Below are 21,201 nucleotides of genomic sequence, written 5' to 3' on the forward strand. Positions count from 1 at the left end.
TTGTAGCGTGACAACTGCCACTGATCTTATATGATGAGTGGCAGAGGTCGCGTGATTTTAAATTGTTTGATTATATTTATGCTGCTGATTCCTACGGCTTATATTCGGGCCGCGGAAGTTCGTAACACAGAAGCGGCAAATTCAAATTACATTTCAAATTCCAAATCGCCCCCGAAGAATCGCAAACCAGCTCAATCAAAAAGAAGTAAAAAGTCATCCAATGGGGATTCCGATCCTGGCTTTATGTCGGCAACGGGGCAGATGATTTCAAGCTCCCGTGATCTGGTTTCGGATCGTGTGATCCTGCTTGCCAATAAGGTCGATGGGCTTTTTGGTAATGATCGCGCCTTGGACGAGTATTATAAAAGCAGTTTAAAAATTTCCATGGGCTCCCAGTATAATCCCCTTAAGGGGAGTTATGATAACTCTGTCTCCACGTCCCTAACGTTGAGTTTACCAAACCTAAAAGAGCGCGAAAGAGCCTTCAACGACTATTGGAGCCGCAGTCCCGATCAGCCACCCAGTTCAGTATTGGATGATGATCTGATTTCCAAGGAGGAGTTTAAGGAACAAAATCCCTGGGACCTCTCATCAGAAGCCGGGGTTCGGTGGAAATGGCCGCCAGCTTATTTCGGGAAGCTTCGTCTTTCGCGAAGCTATTTAACTGATAATTGGGTGGACTACTGGCAAAACGAGATCGGTTGGGACTCGGAAGAGCTATGGGCCAGTAAATCTTCTGTGACTTCGGACTACGCATTTAGCAAGTATTTGCTGTTCCGTTTCTTGAACGAAGCTAACTGGTACATGAGTAACCCATCGGTGTTCGGAACCACTCACGGACCTTCCTGGATTTACAGCTTCGAAGATAAAAGTTTATTTTCATTGGATCTGCGTTTCGGAACTCGATCCTATGAATTGGAAATGTACGGTGATTCTTATTCTGTGGGCTTCACTTACCGTACCGGTTTTAAAAGTGTGAAGTGGATCTTCCTTGAAGTAGCACCTTTGTATGCCTGGCGTTTGGAAGACGGCTTTACGCCCACGGCCTGGATCAACATTAAAGTCGACATCCTGTTTGGCCGGGAAAAAACCTCGGCGCCCAAGTCCACCAATCCACTCGATATCTTATAAAAAAAAAGGGAGTTCGTGTGAACTCCCTTTTAGTTTTAGCATTTAATTTAAAGAAAATACTCCGACGGAGTCGGAGTGCAGACTTACTTTTTCAAAGGCTTTTGGATGATGTGGATCGCGTGACCCAAAGTCGCCTCAGCACATTCCATGATCGTCTCGCCCAATGTTGGGTGAGGGTGGATTGAAAGAGCCAAGTCTTCAATGCGTGCACCCATCTCGATCGCAAGAACTGCTTCAGAGATCAAGTTAGAAGCTTCAGGACCAACAATGTGAACACCAAGCAAAACATGCGTTTTCGCATCAGCGATCATTTTAACGAAGCCTTCAGTTTCCATCATGCTGACCGCGCGGCCGTTAGCACCGAATGGGAATTTACCGATCTTAAGCTCAGTGTGACCTTTCGCTTTTGCTTCAGCTTCAGTCATACCTGCAGATGCGATTTCTGGATCCGTGAAGACAACTGCTGGAACTGTTTTCGCGTCGTAAACGCGGTTTGCGCCAGAGATAACTTCAGCAACCAATACGCCTTCGTGTGAAGCTTTGTGAGCAAGCATTGGCTGGCCACAGATATCACCGATAGCAAAGATGTTTGAAACGTTCGTTCTGCGTTGAGCATCCACTTTAACAAAGCCACGCTCGTCAACTGCGATACCCGCAGCTTTCAAGTTCGCTTGGTCACCGTTTGGACGACGTCCAACAGTTACCAGGATCTTATCGCATTTAACAACTTCGTCTTTACCGTTGATCTCAACAGTAACTTCGTAGCCGTCTTTCGCTTTTTTCTGAGATTTAGCTTTTGCACCGTACATGATTTTTACGCCAGCTTTATCAAGCTTACGTACAACGATGTTTGCGCAATCTGGATCAACTACACCAGCAAGCAATGAAGGCATTGCTTCGATCACAGTCACTTCAGTACCTAGTTTACGTAGGTAAGAAGAGATCTCCAGACCGATATAGCCACCACCGATAACTGCGACGCGTTTTGGAATTTCGTCGAATGCCAATGCGCCAGTTGAAGAGCAGATGTCTTTTTCGTCGAATTTGAATCCAGGGATTTCGATTGGACGAGAACCTGTCGCCACGATGAAGTACTTAGCCGTGATAGACTCAGTACCTGCAGACGATTTAACAGAGATTTCTTTGGAAGATTTGAATTCAGCGTCGCCCTTAATGTGAGTTACGCCGTAACCTTTAAGAAGTTGACCCACACCGCTGGACATTTTGTCTGAAACGGATTGTTTCCACTTCACAAGTTGCTTCATATCAACGTTGATATCGCCTTTGATCATCAAGCCCATGTCTTTGAAGTTATGTTGAGCTTTGTGCAAAAGGTGAGTCGCAGTGATCATCGCTTTAGATGGGATACAACCCACGTTCAAGCACACGCCACCCAAGAATTCACGTTCGATAACAGCAGTTTTAAAACCAAGTTGAGCAGAGCGGATAGCGGCAACATAACCACCAGGACCCGCACCAATTACTACTACGTCAAATGCTTGAGCCATCTTATAGCATCTCCACCATTAGTTTACCTGGGTTCTCGATGCGGCCGATGAAGGCAGCCAAGAATCTCGCAGCCAATGCGCCGTCGATCAAACGGTGATCGGCAGTCATTGTGTAGTTCATCGTTTTGATAGCTTTCAATTGGCCATCTTTGATAACTGGTTTTTCGTCGATTTTGTACATACCAAGGATCGCCACTTCAGGGTGGTTGATCACTGGAGTCGCGTAAGTACCACCGATAGAACCGATGTTCGTCACAGTGATGCAAGCGCCTTTCATTTCATCTGGTTTCAACTTGCCATCACGGGCACGTTTAGAAAGGTCGATGATCTCTTTAGAGATTTCCAAGATCGTTTTTTGATCCGCATTTTTGATAACTGGAACAACCAAACCTGTTGGAGTGTCAGCTGCGAAACCGATGTTGAAATATTTTTTGTAAACGATTTCACCAGCAGCATCGTCGATAGAAGCGTTGAACATTGGGAATTCACGGATCGTCGCAACCATGGCTTTCATCACGATTGGAAGATAAGTGATCTTAGTTCCGTTTTTCTCTGCGAAGTCTTTCAAAGACTCACGAAGCGCAACCAAAGCATCAACCTTGGCTTCATCCATGATAGTGAAGTGAGGGATGATTTGTTTTGAACGCTGCATGTTTTCAGCGATACGTTTGCGGATACCGATAAGAGCTACGCGCTCTTCAGCAGCACCGGCTTGGCCTTGGTACGCAGGTCTTGGAATAGTCATGCCACCAGCCGCTGGAGCTTTTGCAGAAGAAGTGGATGCAACAGCACCACCACCTGCTGACAAAACGTCTTCGCGAGTAACACGACCCGCAAGACCAGAACCAGAAAGACCGTTGATATCAACACCAGTCTCGCGAGCAAGACGGCGAGTCGCCGGAGTCGCAAGAACTTTTGAGTCAGCAACAGGCGGGAAGATGCCGTTTGCTGTCGCTGCAGAAGAAGTAGCTACTGGAGCTGCCGCTTTTGCTGCTGGAGCCGCTGCCGGAGCAGAAGCTTGAGGAGCTGGAGCCGCCGGAGCTGCTGCCGCGCCGCCTGCGCCTGTAAGCGTGATCATTGTAGATCCAACTTTAACAACGTCGCCTGCTTTGAATTTCAATTCGCCAACAACGCCCGCTACTGGAGTCGGAACTTCAACAGTGGCTTTGTCAGTTAGAACTTCAGCGATCGCTTGATCCGCTTTTACAGAGTCACCAGATTTAACCAACCATTTTACTAGTTCGCCTTCTGTAACACCCTCACCAAGTTCAGGGAGTTTTACATCTTGTGCTTTACCACCAGCTGCTGGAGCTGGAGCAGATGCTTGAGGAGCTGCTGCTTTTGGAGCCGCTGCTGCCGGAGCAGAAGCCGCCGCTTTAGCTGCACCAGCATCAAGAGCGATCATCGTCGAACCAACTTTAACAACCTGGCCCGGTTTAAATTTCAAATCTTTTACAGTACCAGCGACTGGAGATGGAACCTCTACAGTTGCTTTGTCAGTCAATACTTCAGCGATAGGTTGATCTGCTTTTACAGAATCACCAGGTTGAACCAACCATTTAACCAATTCACCTTCAGTGACGCCTTCGCCAAGTTCAGGCAGTTTTACATCAGTTGCCATACAGGGAGTTCCTTTCAATATTAGCCTTTAAAATCAAACACTCCCTTCTATTGCGATGGGGGCTCATTTGCACCGATTAACACCACGCATAAATAAATTGTTTTTCCCTCTGCAACATAGCGGTTTCAGGGTTGAATTTAGGTGTTTTGCGTTGCTATTTTACAACCCGAATAGAGGGCTCCATGAAATATTCTCGTAAACTTCAGGAAGGCATCTTCCTAAAACGTTATAAACGCTTCTTCGCCGATATCGAATTCCAAGGGCAAACGATTGTGGCCCATGTACCCAATACGGGCAGCATGAAAAGCGTTAATAACCCGGGCCAGCTTTGCCTGTTTTCAGAGTCCGACAACCCGGAGCGTAAGCTTAAGTTCACCCTCGAAATGATCAAATCACCGGGCGGGGCCTGGGTGGGGGTTAATACGGCGACTCCAAACACTGTCGTTAAAGAAGCTGTCTTAAGAGTCATCGGAAAACATAAAGACGAAGTCGGGGGCTTTGCGCACTGGGCTTCCTTCGATGAGGCGAAGCCAGAGTACAAAATTTCTGCAGAAACCCGTCTGGATTTTGCGTTGAAGAAAAAAGACACCGACAAAATGCATTTCATCGAAGTGAAAAACGTCACGTTGGGTGAAGAGGGCATTGCCAAATTTCCGGATGCAGTGACTGAACGCGGGCAAAAGCATTTGAAAGAATTGATGGCGTTGATGGAGCAAGGCCACACGGCAGAGTTGGTATTCACAGTGCAGCGCCACGACTGCGGTACGTTTTCTCCAGCTGATGAAATCGATCCTGAATATGGCAGGCTGTTGCGGGAAGCATCCACCAAGGGTTTGAAAATTTCCCCGTTCGTCGTGGATTTGACTCCGACAGAAGCGACTCTTTCTGAGGTGACTCTTCCGGTGGTTCTTTAATCAAAAACTGTCTCAGATGTGCGGATTTCTCTGATTTCAAAGACCAGAAAGTTCGCGTCTGTTTGGATTCACATTAAAAACAGGTAGAATGTCATGGATGGCGTTCGTTTCATTTTTACTGATCACATTTACAACCATGGTTTCTTTCGCGCAGTCCGAGCCGGACTATCAGGCTCTGTTTAAGAATTTAGACAAATTGCGAACTGAAATAAGCCAAAGTGAAAAGTCCGCCGTGGCTTGTGAGGTTCCTCAAGTTGCAAAATGTGATTTTGGCGACTATTGCCAGCAGTTGCGCAGTCAAAGTCAGAACTTTTACCTTTATAAAAACAGTGCCGGAAAATCAGTTCCGAATTTCTTCTTTATTCGTCTGGCTAAGCAGGTCGAGGGTTGTCTGGGGAAGCCGCTTCCCGAAGTTGATTCGCAAAACCCGTTCGTGAATCCTTTGAAGCTGGATAAAACCAGTGCTGCTTACAACTCTGAACTCAAGCGCGTTCGTTCGATATTTTCTGATGTGCAAAGAAGGGCGGTGGCCTTGTTGGAGTCGCGCCGGATGCCTGAAAACACGGCGCAAATCGATCAGGAAATTCAACGAGTGAAGTCCGTCAAAATGGCCAGTCCTTTGTTCAAGGATGCGTTCGCAATGGAAAAGGCAGGGTGCACTTTACCCAACGCCTCCTATCAGTCAGACGACAATACAATCGTCGTATGCCCGCAGTTGTTGAATCTTCCGGATTCGACACTGTTTTCACTTTTAAGTCATGAGATCAGTCACTCAGTGGATCCCTGCAATGCTCACAAGCATATCGCCGGGACCGCGGTGCCCGCAGGTAAAAATCCTATGCAGGACGTCGTGAGCTGTCTGGCGAAATCAAGTTCGATGGGCGCAAAGACCGTCAGTGAGAAGGATATTATTGCACGTATCACTTCAGAAGAAACTGACTTGGCAAAAGAGCTGGGGCCTTTATCGCCCGAAGTGAAAGCGGAATTTAAAAAGCGCAGGTTAGATGTCAGTGGAAACTTTGCAACACACCAACACTGTCGGGGCTTTTCCGGAAGCGCAGATATGCAGGAAGGTTTCGCGGACTGGATGTCTTCCAAATTAGTTGCGCAAAAAACTGCTGAGTTTAAAGATCCGCAACAGGCCAAAGAGTTTGCCTATGAGTCGCAACTTTTCATTGCGGGTTCTGAGTGCCAAAACGTCAAAGTCGCAGCCATCAACAGAGTTGCGGCAGCAGTTGAAAAAGATTGCCCTCCATTTGCTGAGTACAAAAACATGCTTTTGAATCCGTCCGAATATCAGGATTCAAGTACTGTTCCCCATCCGGCAAGTTCCCGTCGTGTGAATAAAATCTTATTTGCACCGACTGAAATTCAAAAAGCCCTCGGATGTAAGGCCGATTCCAAGACTTCAGTTTGTGACTGAAAATGAGTAAAGTGCTGACACTTCCCCAAAGTCTCGTGTCGACAATTCCGACAGAATAAAAATGTTTAAAGTTGAAACAGGTGTGCGCCGAAAACCTCTGTGTAACTAACACGGAGGTCCAAATGACATTCAAAGCAACGAAGAATGTTCTGGCTTTACTATCCGTCACTTTCTTAATGGCAGCCTGTGCAAAAGGCGGTTTTGAAAGCTCTTCTACAGTTTTAGCTGACGATCCAGACACAGAACAATCAGCAGGTGACACTGCTCAAACAATTCCACCTGCGGAACCGGAAGTTCCGGATACGGGAACGGATACGGGAACGGATACGGGTTCCAATACCGGCTCCGAGCCTACGACCGATGCGCAGATTCTTGCGAAGTATTCCTATGTGGATACGGGTAAAACAGTGAATCAAACGATGCTGAAAAATGCGTTGTTGTATTATCATAAAAATTTGAAAACCATTAAAAACTCTGACTACCTTTCAGTTTTGGATTTTAGTTTGTCCTCAACAAAGAAACGTTTCCATATCATCAATATGAAAACAGGCGAGGTTTGGAGTATTCACGTGGCTCATGGTAAAGGTTCCGATCCTGATCATGACGGCTATGCAAACTCGTTTAGCAACGTCTCCGGTTCCAATGCAAGTTCACTGGGTATTTACAAAACAGCTGAGACTTACAGTGGCAGTCACGGGTACTCTTTGCGTCTGGATGGATTGTCTTCCACCAACTCAAAAGCCCGCTCCAGAGCAGTTGTGATCCATGGTGCAGACTATGTATCTGAATCCAGCGTGATTCAGGGTCGTAGTTGGGGTTGCCCGGCGGTGACGATGAGTTATCGTACGAAGGTAATCGACATGGTTAAGGGTGGTTCAATTATTTACGCATCCGCGACCAAGTAGTTTTATCTGAATTGGAAATAAAAAAAGCCGTCTGATGAGGACGGCTTTTTTATTTTTATCGAGGCTTTCTTAGAACAGTTTCAGCTGCTCGCCCACCAGCTTTTTAAGGTCATTTACATAACCCAGGTATTCATCCATATCCAGACGCTCATCTTTGCGGATATGGGCGCTAGGGGAGTTGTATTGAGTCAATTCAATAACGTCAGCATGGGAAGAGATCTCGGCAAAACCTTCCTCTTCCAGGGTGGTCATCAAGTGGTCCAAGTCATGACCATCATCGCCATCCGGGAATTCAATTTCGCGCAATGCCATCATCGCTTTTAGGTAAAGTTCGCTGGCTTGAGCCAGGTTGTAACCGACGATATCGTGTTGGTTATCGTCGGACATGTTTTTTTGGGCAATATCAATGTTATCCTGGGCTTTTAGGATTAAGGACTTCGCTGTTGAAACGCTCATGATGCTCCCGTTCCTTGCAATTAGTTCTGCAAAGTGAATGTCTTGGTGGGGCTCCATGGAGATGCCTGGTTGGGGTTTCGTCCGCGAAGCCTATAATACCAAGTGCCATTTTTTAGCTGAGCAGGCAATCTATATTGTCGGGCTTCGACTTTTATTAGTTTACTTTCCTTAAATTCCGGATTTTGTGCGATCTCAAAGTCATACCATCCGGCGCCCAATGTTTGTCCCCACTTGAATACCACCGTATATTGGCCATTATTGTAGGCAAACTTTGCGCCATTTGCCGGTTCTTCGGCGGTCGCCAATTGAAGGCTTTCGACCTTCTTAAATTCGATCGCGAAAACAGTTGTCGGTGAAAAGAAAAAGTCCGCCATTGTCGAAATCGGTGTGACTCTGAAATAGTACCAACCGATATCCTTAACCGGGGCGAAGAACTCGATATTTTTGGTCTCGAACCTCTGAGCCTTTTCGAACTTTTCAGATCTGGAGACCTCGACAACATACTTTGCGGCATTCTTGCGGTGAGTCCACAGTATGTGAAGTTGATCAACGCTGTCCTTGGAGTCGAGATTGGCATAGGCAATTTCGTACTTTTCAATGGTCGGTCCGGCAAGCAGGCCTTTCACTTTAACAATGTTGGAAGGCGGGGACAGCTCGCCTTCAGCGGATTGGGCGAGTACGCGGATATAGGAGGCGTCTCTTTGGGAATGGAGCAGGCTATAGGTGTTTTCCGGAACTTTGTAGCTTCTGAGAACGGATCCAAATGTATCCGTGTTGTTCAACTCAACGATATACTGAGCAGCGAACTTCACGTCACTCCACTTCATTTGCAATCTGGCCACATCGGCACCGGCCAGTGTTTCATTGGGTTTATCCAACGAAGGAGCTGTCAACGGTGGTCGAACAAACTGGGTCATCACATTGGACCAGTCAGCGGCGGCTCCTTTGGCCCGACGGGCACGAACATGATAAATGCCTGATTTTGCCAATGGGATCATATTCTTAACGGGGCCATCGATTTCATGGTCGACTTTTGCAAAAGTCGGATCGACACTCGCTTGCATGATGAAGTTTTCTTCAGGTTTAGCGCCTTTAATTTGAAGACTCAGGTTCCACTTGCCTCTTTCGACAAACTTTAAAGACAGCTTTTCAATTTGCGTCGACAGGGCCGGGCTGACCATAAAGGACATGGTTTTGCTATAAGCGACTTTCCCAAATGTCTGCTCGAATGCGAGACGCCAATAGTAGCGACCCATACGTTTTAGAGGATTGATCTTCGTGAAGTTTTGTTTGTCAGCACGGATCTTGATAACATCCTGGGAAAAATTGGAAACCTGGGACATTTCAACAGTCGCATTTTTAAAGAAGGGGTCCCATTCAAATCGGATGCTGTCGCTGGTGTAAAAAACCGAGCCATCAAGAGGCAGCAATAACAGTTGGGACTGCTCATCAGAAGAGGTCAATGCGGAAGCTGGTGTCGGGACTGTTTCTGGTTGGCTTGTGGAGTTTTCCAGTGCGAGACGTTTTTGTTCCTGGGATTGCAGGACAGTGGAGCCTTCTGAAACCACGATGTTGGATGGTTCCGAGTGTTCACCCTCCTCTGACACTGCAATCACGCGGTAGTAGACTTTGCGTGCACTGCTATGCTGAACCGCGGTTTCTGTGGTCGTGATTGTCTTTTGTGAGGAAATCGCGGGGAAGCCAGCCGAGTTGGAAGATTGAATTGTGTATTGTGCCGCTGCCGGCACCGGGTTCCACTTGAGTTCGGTAATGACATTGCCAACTTTGTCTTCCGTGCGATCACCCAAATCAATCTTGGGAGCCTGCAGAGACTCGCGAATAACCACTTTGCTGGGCTGAGACCAAGGCGAGAAAAGTCCATTGCCAAAATTCTTACGGGCGCGAACATAAAAATTGCCTGGGGAGTCCAGCAAGGACGAAAAAGGAGCCAGTCCCAGAAATGCATCGTGCAATGTTGTGAATGACTCGGAAGTGCTGACTTGAAAGTCGTACTTTGATTTGGCGTCGTCATTTTCAATTGTTGTCTGAATTTTCCAAACACCTTTGCGAATATAGGCCGGCGCCGAGGTTACCACACGAATATCCTCAACTCGACCGACTTTGAAAAAGGATGATTTCGAAAAAACCGGGGTGCCATCTTTGTAGGCGATCAAACGCCAAAAGACATCGCCTTTGATGGTGTTCAGGGGAATTGGAAAGAACTGTTGCGAAGAAACGTCGATATCGACCAGGTCCTTTGCAAAATCCGGCTCAGGTGAGTACTGCAGATGAACGGAAGTAGCATCACTCACTTCCCATTTGAAAAATTGCGGTTGGCTTTGTTCGCGAATGATTTCCCCATCATAAGGGGCAAGAAGATTAAAGGTAACAGCACCCACATCCGTTGCCACGATTTGCGTGACGGTATTTCCACCTTCCGGCGTCGCATTTGATTCCAGCACAATCGAACTTCCGGCTGCGATCTCCGTTTTGCCCGTGACATTTTGCAAAGTCAGATGACCTGCGGCGACTGAAAGCGAAAGCTTCTTATCCAATTTCCGCACATAGATATCATAGGCGTCCTTGGAGACGATTTTGAACTTGCCATCATCCAGATTCAAAACCAAAGGATCCATTTCGCCTTTGCCACTTTTTAGGTTCAGGCCACCGTCGTTGATTTGCAGGGCAATCAGGGTGGGATTTTGCTCAACCTGGGATAGGCGAAGTAAAGTCTCTTCGTTCAGTCGGACTTTACGATTTTCGGCAAATACCAGATACGCGGATGATTTTGGACCGACGAATATTTGTGATCCGTCATAGACCTTTCTGCCGTCGCGCGCGTCTTTCCAAAAGAAATCACGCGCATACTTGTAACGGACCTCTTTATTGAGTTCGCGCAAAATGGCGAGGGGTCTTCCCAAAGTGTCTTCTGACTTCTCATTTGTTTGTATAAAAAAAAGGGCTCCAAGAGACAAAGCCAACAACGATGCAACACCAAGCAGTAGATTTTTTCTCATCTATATATAGTTTCACTTTGTGTGTTTGAATTCACTGTATTGCCGGGGTGTCACGGTCGGCTGGGGGAGCAGCCAGAGTCGAAAGTGTTCGGCATATTTCGGTGGGCGCTCACCGAATGAAAAAGTCTTGCGGCCTTTTTGAGCAAAATATGCCCTTATCTTCACTACGTTTAAGTACACCCATTTTTTCACCGGAAAAATGTTCGAAATTCTCAGACTGTACCAACGGAGGGCGCTCAAGTTGCGGAAATTCCAATAATATTCGCGTAATTATAAAATGAATGTCATGAAACATTTCCTCCTGGGTTCGTTAATAGTGTTATCAGGATATTTGCTGTCGTCGTGCAACAACGCTGGCTTGCAAGGCACTTCCATTCCTTCGAAGTTTGAAGGTGTGTCGGAAGCCATTGCCATCTCTCCAACAGCGGTGAAGCTTTCTTGGTCCTTGCAGGCTCGTTTCAAAGAATATCGCATCTATCGTAAGGGATTTAACACTCCTGATAAAATTGAAACCTTTGCCACGACAACGATTGCCCCCTTGGCGACGGATACCTACTACGATTTTGCAGTCACAGGTGTAGAGGCAGTTGGTGGTGAGGAAATCGGTTATGATAAGTATATCACCGTAAAGACCATGAGTACTTTCACAGGTGTTCCAGCCTCTGGCTTGACGGCGCAGTCCAACGGTTCTGTCGAGGTTAATTGGATCAAAAACGGTGAAGGTGTCACTTATAGAATTTATACCAAACGCGAAAATGAAACTTGGAATTTAACTTCACCAGCGGCCACGATTTTTAACCGTAGCGTTGGGACCGTCACGAATCTGCCAAGTGGTAACAAGTATTGTTTTTGGGTGATGGCACATTATCAAGACGGAACTTTTGAGCCTGCCAATATGTCCGAGGCATATATCAACTCGAAAGCGCCATGTGTGTTGGTACAGTCTCAGCTGGCCAATCTGCCGACGGTGAAAATTCAAATGGCTATCGTGGGGAATTTCCCATGGTTTTGGACCGAAGGTGGCGACTCCACTTATACGACCGAGATTTTTGAGCGCTCCACCGGGATTCGTTGGGCGATCGTAAACGGGAATGACTATTTCCGTTCAATTGTTCCAATTAATCCGGGTCAAAAGGACATGTACGCCAAAGTGACATCCGCAGCGGGAGCCAGCACCATCGTCACTGTTTTGGTGGAGGGTACCGGTCAGCTAAAAAAGCCGTTAATTCGCTCCTTGGAAGGTACTTCAGCGCCACTTCCTCTTTATCCGCGCCTGGTAAATGGCGGACTGGGTATGCAGGAGCTGGGAGCTCAAGTTGTAACGGGTGATTTCAATTGTGACGGCTTGATGGATGCGGCGGTAAGTGCACCGCGCGCAACGGCTTACGTCGGAGACAGTCCTCAGGACACGACCGGTGCTGTGGTTATTTATTATGGATACGATGCACCTCCTACATATGATGCCAATGGAAACATCGTCGATCCTCCTCCGGCTTTGAATATGACACCGGCTCCGAACGCGGATGCCGCGTTTCCGAATCCGCAATTGGTATACTACCCAGGTCTCGCCGCAGGCACTCGCTTGGGTCAGCGCTTGGCGGTCGGGAACATTAATAATGACTGTTTCAGTCGCTATACGGATCTTGCCGATCCAAAGGCAAATAAAGTCGGCCTGTGTGATAACTTGTTCACACCGGCTTCTGGTGTTTCTGATATCGCCAAAGTTAAAAAAATATATACCTGTGACGATTTGGCCATGATGACCAATCAAGGTCAGGTCTTCGTCGCATTTGGAGATCCTACTCGCGGATTGGTCAGTGGTTCTGGTGGTATTTCCTACGGGGTAAATGAAACGACTTGCGATCCGACATCGTTCAAGTGCCGTCCGGTGCGGGTCTCGGAATCCAATGCCTACAATACAACTGCAATTGCTTTTGGTGACTATAATAATGACGGCTTTGATGACCTGGCGGTCGGGATTACGACTTGGGTTTCGCCAAACTACAAACGTCAGGTCACGGTTCTGCGCGGTGATCGCATGGGACTTATTCCATCCGGAACCGTGAAGTCCTTCCCCACCATTGATGCGGAAACGATTCCCCTTGCTTCGTTGGTCGCGGCAGATGGCACTTTCGTTGGCAAAAGCTACACCGAGGATTTTGCCCGAGCTGTCGGGACCGCTTATAATTCCCGAGTCTGTGAAAACAGCGGCACCTATACATTCCGGCAAACAGGTATCGCCGGAGAGACTTCTCCAGCACCGAAAAACAAAGGTTATGATTTCACAAAATGTGACGACCTGATCATCGGGGCTCCGGCTCGTTCTTTGGGCCGTGGTTCGATCCTGGCATGTAAAGGTGAAATGCCAACGATCGCGAGCGGCGCGACGGATCTGCAAAAAATCATCTCTTGGACTTGCAAAGAATCTTATCCGGATCTGGCAAGCAACTCGGCGGCCGACTATATTTCGGTTCAGGGTTATGGAACCAGCATCCTTGGAGTGCCAAATCAGAATGGTTATCCTTTAACAAATATCATCGGAACAACGAACAACGTACCCAATGTAAATGGAACAGTGTTCGTGGGTGCACCACTGTCCTCTGTTAGCGGGCAGGCGAGTGCCGGTGTGGTGTTTGGTTACTATGTCACTCCAAGGTCCAATGACAATGCCACGGGCGGGATTTATGGAATTCTGGATCAGCAACAGGAAGTCACTGCCATCAATACCGTCGCCTGTGACGCTCGTAACACAAATGTGACGACGGGGGCATTGAAGCACTGTGAAAATCAGCTGATTCATACCAATCCTCCAGAAGCCGGTGTGCAGTTTGGACTTGCGATGGGGACTGTTGCTGATATCGAAACGATATCTCGAAACATGCCTTCACTGGCGATCTCTGCACCTTATCGTGCAACCACAGCTTCCACGGGGAGTTCCACAATTACAGCCAGTGGTGTGATCTACCTTTATAAACCGGATGTTTCGACACTGGGTTATGAAGGAGCCACTCGTATTGATACGCCTCGCTTGTCGGATAACGACAATACTGTGTGCTCCACCAATTGCACATGGTACAGCGGTGGTGTGAATCCATTCGGGGCTTCGGTCATTTATCCCCGTGATCTTTCACCCAACTCGAATTTTGGTTTGGGTGGAGCCGTTGGGGCGGACTTCAACGGTGACGGTTCGGGCGACGTGATTGTTGGCGCTCCTTATCATTCCTCTCCAGTATATTATAACGGTGCGACGTTTATCTTTAATTCCACGGGCAACTTCGCATCGTCGGTGACCAACGCCAATCAGACGATCAATGTGAACTTCAGTAAAGAGCTGAACTATCGTTATGAGCGTGCCAAAGTGGCGGGTGATTTCAATGGCGATGGCTACATGGATGTAGTGACGCAGATTTTTGTCGGTAATACGGTTGAAATGGTTATCTATTACGGCAGTGCGAACGGTTTGGTGGTGACACCGGAGCCGTCACGAGTTCCGTTGATGGAATTGGATCCACTGAAACTGGTCGTGGATTTGGATGTTGGATTTGGCGGTGAATTTTATCGCGTCGGCAGTGTCAATGGTGATGCTTACGACGATGTGATGGTTGTCGGAAATCGCTCCTCTTATGTATTCTATGGTTCTTCCGGGGGATTGGTTGCGAACACCACTCCGTCCGTTTCACCGGTCGGGAATAATCCGCTGAGCTTTGCCTTTGCTGATATAGATTCCGTTTACTTTCACAGTGTCGGAATCAGCAAAAGAACAGCAGCGAACACGGTTCCAGATTCTATTTTATACGAGGATTTCAACCCAAGAAACCGTGCTGTCACATATGGTGATTTCAATGGTGATGGCTTTGGGGATTTCACAGTGGCTGCCGACAGCATTGATTTGCCATCAACAGCAGTGCGCGTCGGTTCCCTGCAATATACGACTGCGAATTTTGGCCGGGTCTATGTGTTCTATGGATCCAAAGACGGCCCGCAGGTTAATCGTTCGAACGGTCGAACTCTTCTGAGTGACAGCCTGGGCAATGCTGCGGATGTGGTGATTGAAAATCCCTGCACGATGACAACGCCGGCAGTTTGTAAAGTACAGATGCTGTTGTCGAACGAGGCCGCTCCGGGAGGCATACGCTTTGGCTGGAGCACTGCCTCTGTTAAGTCTTTGGAGACTCAATCCGGGGAAATTTACGATGAGCTGGTGGTCGGTGATCCTGGTTATTCATCCTACAAGGGACGCGCCTATCTTTATAAAGGAACGAACCGAGGATTGGCTTATACGCCAGCCCAAAAAATCGAAGGCTCAGCGGCAGCTGAAGGGTTTGGTTACAGTGTTGTTGCGCCTGGAGACATCAACAAAGACGGCGTCGCTGATTTGGTGATCTCAGCACCGCGTACGAGCTCGCCAACTGTTTACACTTTCTTTGCTGGCACCGTTGGGACAGTGATGGCCTTCAAAGGCGCGCCAGATATAAACTCAACAAATTATTTTGGCGCGGGCGCACTGGCTATCAATACTTTGAATGCAACAAACCAGGACTTAAAACCCCAAAGATCTTCTCCGGATTTATTTCAAGGAAGTACAGATCATTTTGGTGTGGGCGTGGCTGCAGTTGGTGACCTTAATGCTGACGGATATGCCGATATCGTCGTCAACGTGCCGGGCCGTGACTATGATTTGGATACGGTTTTGGCCAACACCGGTGCCTTCGTTGTTTATTATGGCGGCGAGTATGGATTGAAAATTGATTCGTCGCCTACAACGACACCTCGCTGTTATGGAGGTACGACGCCAGTTTGTGAACCGGCGCTTTTGTATCTGCCAAACCGTCAGGCCAATGAACATACATACATTTCAAGCACACCTGCGGGTGATATCAACGGAGACGGAATTCCTGATATTTTAATGGGAGCTCCGGGACGCAATCATCCATCTGGAAAAGCCTTTGCTACGGGAGTCGTTTATGTCCTTTATTAATCTGGTAAAATGGGCTCTTCTCAGCACCGCGATCGTAACGACTTTGGCCTGCACGGAAAAAGTTGAAACCGGAAGCGTACTTAAAGATTTCTCGGGTGTGGCGGGGGTGGAACCTTTGTCGCCCACCGCTGTGCGGGTTTATTGGAATCTTCATGATCGCTATCAGAACTACAAGGTATTCAATAATACCTCCAACACCGCATTGGTGGAAACACCTCGTAATGAAGCCATTATTCGTAACTTGGCACCAAATACGTCCTACACGTTCAAAGTCATTGCGACGGACGGTACGGTCAGTGTCGGAGGAAACAAAGAGATCACCATTTCAACCCTGACACCATTTCCTGGGGTGGATAAAGTTATCAAGGACTCAGATGGCAATCTGGTTTTATCATGGAACTATGCTGCCAAAGTCGCTTCCTATCAGATCTTTGTAAAAAAATACGAAGACCCGACGGCGGCTAACACGAGTAACTGGGCAAATGTTGATTATACTTCTTACGACACGCGCTATGTTTTCCGCAATATGGAAGGGTCGACACGTTTTCACTTTGTGGTTCAGGTAAAGTACCTTGATGAAACCATTGGCTATGCCACCAAAGCCGTCAATGTCAGCACGAACTCTTCGTTTCCCACACCTGCATACTCCTTAAGTCCTATTTCGATTGGTTCATTGCCTTTTGTAAAAGTCACTCCGGTGGTGAATTCCACTTATAAAAATGAAAACTATGTTTCCCGTATGTACTCTGGAAGTACACCGATCTCGGATCCTATCACGGGGGCGGGTACCATCGTGTTTTCTCCTGGTACCGGTGTTACCAACGGAAAGGTCGAAAACCTTTCTTTGCAGGTGAGCTATACCGATGCCGGTAAAACAGAAACGCTGGTCTTCGATAAACTGAGTACGTACATCAAGGGGATTTTGGGATTGGATGCAGTCCCTCCACTTAAGAATGTGGATTCGGGAATTGCCTTCATGGGTGAAGCGTCGACGACGGGTGATTTCAATTGCGATGGATATCCTGATTTGGCGGTCGGTCTGCCATCTGTTTCTGTGACATCTGCAGGTGTGGCCGCTCCCAGAGCGGGAGCGGTTTATGTTTACTACTCGGTTAGAAACCCCTCCACCGGTATTTATAAATTAAATACTTCAGGGACACCAAGCCGCAGTCCTATCAGTCCGGGATCTGATCCGCAGCTTTTGACATTTGAAGACTTAACGGAATATTCAAGATTCGGTAAGTCACTTTCTGGCAGTGGTAATTTGAACGGTGACACATTGTTGGGCAATGCCTGCCAGGATCTTCTGGTGGGAGCTCCGGGTTACAATACAGCGAACACATCAAGAGCTGACAAGAACTATGATGGTGCAGCCTTTGTGTTTTTTGGAAGTTCCAGAGGTTTGACGGCTCCTTCACGCGTCAAAGATATGCAGCAGAACGTGGAAACCTGTAATGGTCTGGTGGAAAACGCGACCTGCTCGGCAGCGATGTTGTGGCCGAATATGGCGATTTTGCCAAGCACTGAAATCAACCCGACAGCAATGACTTTGGCGGATGATCCCCAATTCGGGTTTGCGACGTCCTTCATCGGCGATTTCAATGCCGATGGTTATGATGATATCGCCGTTGGTGCGCCGACGGCATCTTGGGATGGAGTGGCTGATTCGACTGCTTCCGGTAATGCCCGAATTGTTCTAAAGGTCGGTTATGTGGCCGTCTTCTTTGGTTCAAAAAATGGGTTGGGGTATGAGACTCCAGCAGCTGATGCGAACAAAAAATTCAGATTTTTAAAAGTCTTTTCTCCGAATCCGCACGAAGGACAGTTTTTTGGTTACTCTATTGCCGGTGGTGCTGATGTGGACGGTAAATTCCGCATTCGTAACAAACAGGATCAACTAGTGGGCGGGTCCGACATGATTGTCGGGGCCCCGGGTGATCGTTATCCACAAATGACTACATTGCAAAAATTGAGATTATTGGGTGCTTGCAATCCGGGAAGTGGTGATTGTGCTTCGTATGGCTTCACCAACGGAGGTTGGGGCGGTTTTTCCAATGACTCTACAGGAAATAGTCACTACTTCGGTTTGCCCACCAACGCCGGAACGTCTGCCAAAGTTGGTGACGTAACTGGAGCCGCCTATTTGTTTTTTGGTCGCGGCGCTGATACCGCACCCGCTCCGGGAGTGCAAGAAAGTCCCTCGCGCATGGCATTCTGGGGGTGCAGTACGCGTAAGATGTCAGTTCCCGGCGAACACTATTCTTGTCTGGTAAATTCCACTGGGGCAAAAGTTTTATTTCCACGCAGTGGCTATAAATCCAACGGGACCTATAAGCTAAAAAATCTGGGCTTTGGCTCCTCTGTCGCCTTGGTCGGGGATCCATCTCGCTACAATAACAACAATGCGGTAATTACGACGGTGTCGGATCCAAACGGTGACGGCTACGCTGAAGCGGTTGTGGGTGTGGGACTGTTTTCGAACTTTGCAAACGAACAATCGGGCGCATTGTGGGTTTATTACGGCAATCCATTCAGACGGTATGAATTCAATGACTTCTACCAATTGGATTCGGTAACTCCAACTGATAAAAATCTGGATTGGAATGATGGACTTGCACAATGTACGGCATTCACCACAGATAATGCGCCCACTCGCCAAATGTGTGCGCCGACGCTGATCCGTAGTAATTCAATTGGTTCCTACTACAATTTGGCACTTCATCCGGAAGGAATGGCAGTTGGCGATGTGACTGGCGACGGACTGAAAGATGTCGTCGTGGGGGCCGTGGGTGATCAGACCAAAGGTACCTATTCCGGAGCCGTGTATGCATTTACAAGCTTGGCGGGAGCAGGGATCACCACGAACTTCCTGAAGTTTTATAATTCCTCAGCCCGCGAGTACGACTACATGGGGCGCTCGGTGGCCGTGGGAAATTTCGACGGTGACTTTAGTGGAACCCGTCCATTGAATGACGTCGCAGCCGGAGCCCATTTAGACAAGACCACGAAAAACGGTGGTGGTGCTATTTATGGATTCAACAGCAATGGTCAGGCATTGCCTTCCGTGAACTCGGTGCCATCGTTTGCGATCTATGACTCGTTGGGAAGTCCGCAACAGTTTGGTTATGATAGTATTCGTATTGTCGGGGATATCAATCGCGATGGCTATGCGGATGCTGTCGGTAAACTGGTGCGCCCTTCAGCGAATACGGCGGCTTTTTCAACAGAAGCTGTGGTTTTCTTTGGTTCAAAAGTGGGTCTTGTGACGACCGACTATTGCCTGGCAAATAAAGCGAAAGTTTTCAAAGACTCTGGAGCCAGTGATGATTCCTGTTATCCGATGGTCACGCCGGCCCAGGGTATTACTAAAGATGATATTGCCTTGCCTCAACTTGTCGCTCAGCCGACGAATATTTCCAGCACATGGGCCAACAGAGCTTTTGCTGCGGGTGATATTAATGGTGATGGCTTTGGAGATGTGACTTTTGTAGATGCCACAATCCAGGGTGGTGGGCAGGTTGTGATTTATTACGGCTCTCGCTCTGGTTTGCAAGCCGTCAACAATCCGCAATGGATTCCTGCTTATGGCGATCCGCAGATCGTGACGAAGCGTTGGGCTTATCAGGAAAGCCCGTCAAATACCGCTTCAGCAACCAACGGTGCGGTGACTCGTCGTCAGCTGGTTTTTCATGGGGATTTCAATGGTGATGGACTGAGTGACATCGTGATCAGCAGTCCTTATGCCACCAGCTTTTTTAGTATGAATAAAACCGGCACGAATAGTTTCAATGTCGGGGTATCGCCTCCAGGAAATCCTACTGATGGATGGACTGCGGGTGGTGGTTGGCAGTGTGCCGATAGCACGGACACAGGTTGTACCAGTGGAGCTCCGGCTTGGGAAAGTGGTCGCATCTGGATTTACTATGGATCCACAAATGGGCTGCAAACTCCTAAAGCCAAAGGTTACGCCAATTCGGATATGGAACCTGGTGTGAATGCCAATCTGACTTCGACCAATTCTTCATATATGGTGGACACATATACCTCAGAGACTACCGGAATGAAGGCATGTACGGGAGCGATAACGAAGAACTGCAAGATGCAATATTTGTACAGCCCGTTTGTCGATAACATTCCTCATGGTTACGACCGTTTGATGCACCAGTTTGGTAAAAGTATAGCGGTCATGGACTATGACCACGACGGGATTGATGACTTGGTGGTCTCTGCTCCAATGTGGGAGGACACTGCTTGCTATTACGAAGACGGACGCGCTGACTACGGACGCTTGTTCCTATATCGCGGCAGTTCAGCAGGAATCGTGGCTGGAAGTCACGGCGACTACTATGACAGGGATCCGATCCAGACAGCATCATGTCAGTCTGACGATCAGTTCCAGTCACGCAATACAGCTAGTTTGAACTTAAATGGCACCGGAAAAGTTCGCTCCATCATGCCGCCAATTATTAATGGTGGTTTAAGTGGTAACGATAGCAGCCGCCGATTTGGCTGGATGATTCAATCTGCCGGTGACGTGAACAATGACGGTTACGAGGATCTGATTGTTTCCTCTAGCGAAACTCCAAAGAGTGGTTTGGACGGGGCTGGCATGGGTTACATCTTCTACGGTCCGCTGTGCGGAAATGACAATTCCACAGGCATGTGGTCCGTGTTGGGTGCCAATCTGAATACCCAATATAAATTAACAGATGCTGCGATCGTCGCAAGCGGTGTGATTCCAATGGCGGAGTGTGCCCAAGCATCGGGGGTGATGAAACCTGCACCGATGGCATTTTACTTGTGGGACGCGAGCAATACCGATTTCAGTGGTTACGAGATTATTTCAGGTCGCATGAAAAAAGGAGACTTCAACGGGGACGGTTTTGATGACGTCGTCATGGGAGCTCCGTTCTGGGATGACCAAGTGAACGGCATCACGAACTTTGGACGTGGCGTGGTGTTCTTTGGTTCCTCCACGGGACTGCACACTGCTGACTATCCGGATTCCTCTGTTGTGGCTGATAGTTCCGGTCATTTGAAGCCATATATCGTGCAACGACAGGATACGAGCACTCTGACTCCACGCTATTTCTATTCCAACACGTCTGCGGGGGACGTGAATGGGGATGGCACGATGGATCTTATGGTGCCAACGGAATTTTATGATGGTGCGGGCAGTGTAAGGGGTGTGCGCATCGGTACCTATTTCTTATTGTTCTAAGAGAGTTTAAGGGGACGGGGATTGTGA

Annotated in this window: 10 protein-coding genes; 6 read left to right on the forward strand and 4 right to left on the reverse strand. The window is 48.0% G+C overall.

Annotation, left to right across the window (positions count from 1 at the left end; genetic code table 11):
* Positions 1–30 precede the first annotated feature (30 nt).
* The gene (locus AAAA73_RS00425; protein ID WP_340596168.1) at positions 31–1,131 is read left to right on the forward strand and encodes a hypothetical protein; all 1,101 of its coding nucleotides are present in this window, start codon (positions 31–33) and stop codon (positions 1,129–1,131) included.
* Positions 1,132–1,214: 83 nt separating this feature from the next.
* Here the strand turns inward: AAAA73_RS00425 and lpdA are convergent, their stop codons facing one another.
* Both lpdA and AAAA73_RS00435 read right to left on the reverse strand, forming a co-directional pair.
* Entirely contained in the window at positions 1,215–2,639 is a 1,425-nt protein-coding gene (gene lpdA / locus AAAA73_RS00430; RefSeq protein WP_340596169.1) for a dihydrolipoyl dehydrogenase, read from the reverse strand.
* A gap of 1 nt (position 2,640) precedes the next feature.
* Entirely contained in the window at positions 2,641–4,260 is a 1,620-nt protein-coding gene (locus tag AAAA73_RS00435) for a 2-oxo acid dehydrogenase subunit E2 (protein WP_340596170.1), read from the reverse strand.
* 182 nt (positions 4,261–4,442) lie between these two features.
* On the opposite strand from AAAA73_RS00435, the gene sfsA reads away from it, so the two are divergent.
* The 3 genes from sfsA to AAAA73_RS00450 all read left to right on the forward strand — a co-directional run bounded on the left by sfsA (position 4,443) and on the right by AAAA73_RS00450 (position 7,502).
* Entirely contained in the window at positions 4,443–5,174 is a 732-nt protein-coding gene (sfsA, locus tag AAAA73_RS00440) for a DNA/RNA nuclease SfsA (protein WP_340596171.1), read from the forward strand.
* Positions 5,175–5,271: 97 nt separating this feature from the next.
* Positions 5,272–6,597: a hypothetical protein gene (locus tag AAAA73_RS00445; protein WP_340596172.1), complete on the forward strand. Its 1,326-nt coding sequence runs from the start codon at positions 5,272–5,274 to the stop codon at positions 6,595–6,597.
* A gap of 122 nt (positions 6,598–6,719) precedes the next feature.
* Positions 6,720–7,502, forward strand: coding sequence for a murein L,D-transpeptidase catalytic domain family protein (locus AAAA73_RS00450; protein WP_340596173.1), 783 nt, complete (start codon positions 6,720–6,722; stop codon positions 7,500–7,502).
* A 69-nt stretch (positions 7,503–7,571) separates the two neighbouring features.
* Here the strand turns inward: AAAA73_RS00450 and AAAA73_RS00455 are convergent, their stop codons facing one another.
* Positions 7,572–7,958, reverse strand: a complete 387-nt coding sequence (locus AAAA73_RS00455; protein ID WP_340596174.1) for a HEPN domain-containing protein — start codon at positions 7,956–7,958, stop codon at positions 7,572–7,574.
* 20 nt (positions 7,959–7,978) lie between these two features.
* Positions 7,979–10,975 (reverse strand): hypothetical protein, encoded by a 2,997-nt coding sequence (locus AAAA73_RS00460; protein WP_340596175.1) that lies wholly within the window; start codon positions 10,973–10,975, stop codon positions 7,979–7,981.
* A gap of 286 nt (positions 10,976–11,261) precedes the next feature.
* Between AAAA73_RS00460 and AAAA73_RS00465 the strand changes: the two genes are divergently transcribed.
* Together AAAA73_RS00465 and AAAA73_RS00470 are read left to right on the forward strand one after the other, a co-directional pair.
* Positions 11,262–15,953, forward strand: coding sequence for a hypothetical protein (locus tag AAAA73_RS00465; RefSeq protein WP_340596176.1), 4,692 nt, complete (start codon positions 11,262–11,264; stop codon positions 15,951–15,953).
* Positions 15,940–21,174, forward strand: a complete 5,235-nt coding sequence (locus AAAA73_RS00470) for a hypothetical protein (protein ID WP_340596177.1) — start codon at positions 15,940–15,942, stop codon at positions 21,172–21,174. The genes AAAA73_RS00465 and AAAA73_RS00470 overlap by 14 nt, the downstream gene beginning before the upstream one ends.
* Positions 21,175–21,201 lie beyond the last annotated feature (27 nt).

The organism is Bdellovibrio sp. GT3 (genome assembly GCF_037996765.1).
Classification (GTDB): domain Bacteria; phylum Bdellovibrionota; class Bdellovibrionia; order Bdellovibrionales; family Bdellovibrionaceae; genus Bdellovibrio.